The organism is Pseudomonas sp. 43(2021), from assembly GCF_017490805.1.
Lineage (GTDB): Bacteria > Pseudomonadota > Gammaproteobacteria > Pseudomonadales > Pseudomonadaceae > Aquipseudomonas.
On the sequence record NZ_JAFGYJ010000061.1, the window covers coordinates 1 to 3085 of the forward strand.

The window sequence follows — 3085 nt, forward strand, 5'->3', positions numbered from 1 at the left end:
GCCCCACCCAACCCCGATCGAACAAACTATCCTTCTGATAGGTCAACCTTTAGGCGCGTCATCGCCGGCCCGCTAGCGCCGGATGACGGACCCGAAGACGATCCCGGAGGGATGCTGATCGTGCACATCGCCGACATCACCATGTTCTACGCCCCCGCCAGCGGCGGCGTACGTACCTATCTTGATGCCAAACACCACCGCCTCGACGCCATCCAGGGCGTGCGCCACAGCTTGCTGATACCCGGTGCCAGCGCGCAACACGCCGATGGTATCTACCAGGTACCCGCACCACCGCTGCCGTTCGGCAATGGCTACCGCTTCCCGGTGCGCCTGGCCCCCTGGTGCAATGTACTGCGCAGGCTCAAACCCGACCTGATCGAAGTCGGCGACCCCTACCTGACCGCCTGGGCTGCGCTGGAGGCCCGACGCAAGCTCGATGTGCCGGTGATCGGTTTCTACCATTCCGATCTGCCGCTGCTGGTCAGCAACCGCATGGGCAACTGGTTCACCCCTAACGTTGAAGCCTATGTCAGCAAACTGTACGGCAATTTCGACCGGGTCCTGGCCCCAAGCCAGGTCATGGCCGACAAGCTGCGCCGCCTCGGGGTGCGCGATGTGCATGTGCAGCGCCTAGGCGTGGACCTGGCCACCTTCCACCCCAGCCGGCGCGACCCGCAGCTGCGTGCCGAACTGGGCATTGCCGACACCAGTCGCCTGCTGATCTACGCCGGCCGTGGCTCACGGGAAAAGAACCTGCCGGTGCTGCTCGACTGCATGCAGCACCTGGGCCACCCCTACCACCTGTTGCTGGTGGGCTCGAACATGCCGGCCAACGTGCCCCAGAACGTCAGTGTGATCGACCACTTCTGCCCGGCGCCGGAAGTCGCCCGGCTGATGGCCAGCGCCGACCTGCTGGTACACGCCGGCGACCAGGAAACCTTCGGCCTGGTCATTCTCGAAGCAATGGCCAGCGCCACACCGGTGGTGGCCGTGCGCGCCGGGGCCTTCGGCGAAATCGTCAACGAACAGTGCGGGCGCCTGTGCCGCCCCAACGATAGCCAGGCCATGGCGACGGCCGTACAAGAGGCGTTCGAGGCCGGCGTGCGCAAACTCGGGGCACAGGCCCGTCGCCATGCCGAGCAGCACTATTCCTGGGACAACGTGGTCGCCGGCCTGCTGCAGCACTACCAGGCCGTGCTCGGCCACCAGCCGCAGGTTCGTGCCCATGGCTGAGCCACTGCCAGCGTCGCGCAGCCTGATGCTGGTGCTGCACGATGTAGCACCCGAGACCTGGCCCGACTACCAACCCTTCGTCCAGGCCATCGACGCCATCGGCGGCATCCCCATGACCTGGCTGGTGGTGCCGGACTTTCATCACCGCAACGCGCTGCAGCGCTCGCCCACCTTCTGTCGCTTGCTCGAACGGCGCCTGGCCCGTGGCGACGAGCTCGCCCTGCACGGTTTCTACCATGCCGACAACGGCCCGCCACCGCGCACGCCCGGCGAATACTTCATGCGCCGCATCTATACCCATGAAGGTGAGTTCTACGCCCTCGACCGGCAGCAGGCCCTGCAACGCCTGGAGCAAGGCCTGGCCCTGTTCGGCCAGCAGGGCTGGCCAGTGGCCGGCTTCGTCGCGCCCGCCTGGCTGATGAGCGAAGGCACCCGCCAGGCCTTGCGCTGCCTGCCGCTGCGCTACACCAGCACCCCACAGCACCTGTACCGCTTGCCAGACTTTACCGCGATCAAGGCTCCTGGGCTGGTCTGGAGCGCCCGCAGCGCCTGGCGTCGCGGCCTGTCACGGGTGCTGTGCGACTGGCAATGCCGGCGCTGGCGCGACGCCGAGACCCTGCGCCTGGGCCTGCATCCGGTGGACATGCGCCATCGCGCATCGCGCGACTATTGGCTGAACACCGTGCGCACCCTGCTGGCACAGGGCCGCGAGCCCCTGACCAAGTCCACCTGGCTCGACCGCCAGGCCAGCGCATGAGCCGTCTGGCCTGGCTGGCCCTGGCACTGCTCGGCGCCGTGCTGGTGCCGGCCCTGCTCGGTGGCAGTGAGCTGCTGCCAAGGCTGCAGCGCTTCGCACCCAGCCTGATGCTGACCTTACTGGGCATGATCCTGCTGTGCTGGGTCATCAACGCCATTCGCCTGCGCCTGCTGCTTGGCCAGCAAGGGGCAAGGCTTGGGCGCCTGCGTAGCCTGGGCGTGGTGATGGCCACCGAGTTCGCCATCTGTACCACCCCCGGTGGCAGCGGTGGCCCCTTGACCCTGATGGCCCTGCTGGCACGCGACCGTATCGGCCCGGCGCGCAGCGGCGCGGTGTTTGCCATGGACCAGTTGAACGACCTGGTGTTCTTTTTCTGCGCGATGCTGGCGATTGCCGGCTATGCGCTGTTCCACAGTCTGGGCCGCAGCCAGGAGAGCATGTTACTAGGTAGCGCGTTGCTGCTGTGCACGGCATTGGCCGGGGTGATCGGCCTGTTGCGCTACCGGCGCACGGTGATGCGCGTGAACGGCAGATTGCTGCGCCGGCTGGGCATGAGCCGACAGCGCAAGCGCCGCTGGGCGCGCAAACTGCTGCGCTTCATCGACGCACTGGCGCAGACCTGGCGCCTGCCCAAGCGCACGCTGACCCTGGTGTTCACCCTGACCTGCGCCCACTGGGGCCTGCGCTACAGCGTGTTGTACCTGGTATTGAGAGGGTTGGGGGTAGACCTGGCGTGGATCCCCAGCTTCCTGGTGCAGATGCTGTCGCTCAGTGCCGGCCAGTTCAGCCTGCTGCCTGGCGGTGCCGGTGCCGCCGAGCTGACTTCGGCCAGCCTGCTGACGCCACTGGTGGGCAGTTCGACCGCGGCTGCGGCGATCCTGATATGGCGGGCGGTCACTTACTACTTTTATCTGCTGGCGGGTGGGCCAGTGTTCGTGTGCCTGCTGGCGCGCCCGCTGCTGGAGCGCTGGCGGCGTCAGGCGGGTTGAGCTGCTGCCAAAGTTCGGCAGCGCCGGGGAAATCGGTGCCATCGGTGTCGGCCAGGGCTTCGGGGTCGTAGCGCGCCAGGCAGCCTTCACCGAGGGTGGGTGGGGG

The 3085-nt window shown here is 67.2% G+C and carries 4 protein-coding genes; 3 read left to right on the forward strand and 1 reads right to left on the reverse strand.

Features of this window, described 5'->3' with window-relative positions:
* Positions 1–111: 111 nt before the first annotated feature.
* From J5M71_RS25700 to J5M71_RS25710, 3 genes are read left to right on the forward strand one after another with little or no spacing between them, the layout of a single operon-like run.
* Positions 112–1233, forward strand: a complete 1122-nt coding sequence (locus J5M71_RS25700) for a glycosyltransferase family 1 protein (protein ID WP_207838236.1) — start codon at positions 112–114, stop codon at positions 1231–1233.
* Complete coding sequence (locus J5M71_RS25705) at positions 1226–1990, forward strand: DUF2334 domain-containing protein (RefSeq protein ID WP_207838237.1); 765 nt, start codon at positions 1226–1228, stop codon at positions 1988–1990. The genes J5M71_RS25700 and J5M71_RS25705 overlap by 8 nt, the downstream gene beginning before the upstream one ends.
* Positions 1987–2979, forward strand: coding sequence for a lysylphosphatidylglycerol synthase transmembrane domain-containing protein (locus J5M71_RS25710; RefSeq protein ID WP_207838239.1), 993 nt, complete (start codon positions 1987–1989; stop codon positions 2977–2979). The genes J5M71_RS25705 and J5M71_RS25710 overlap by 4 nt, the downstream gene beginning before the upstream one ends.
* Here J5M71_RS25710 and J5M71_RS29405 read toward each other — a convergent pair.
* Positions 2885–3085: hypothetical protein (locus J5M71_RS29405; protein ID WP_243434349.1), on the reverse strand; the 201-nt coding region annotated here is incomplete at its 5' end. The genes J5M71_RS25710 and J5M71_RS29405 overlap by 95 nt on opposite strands.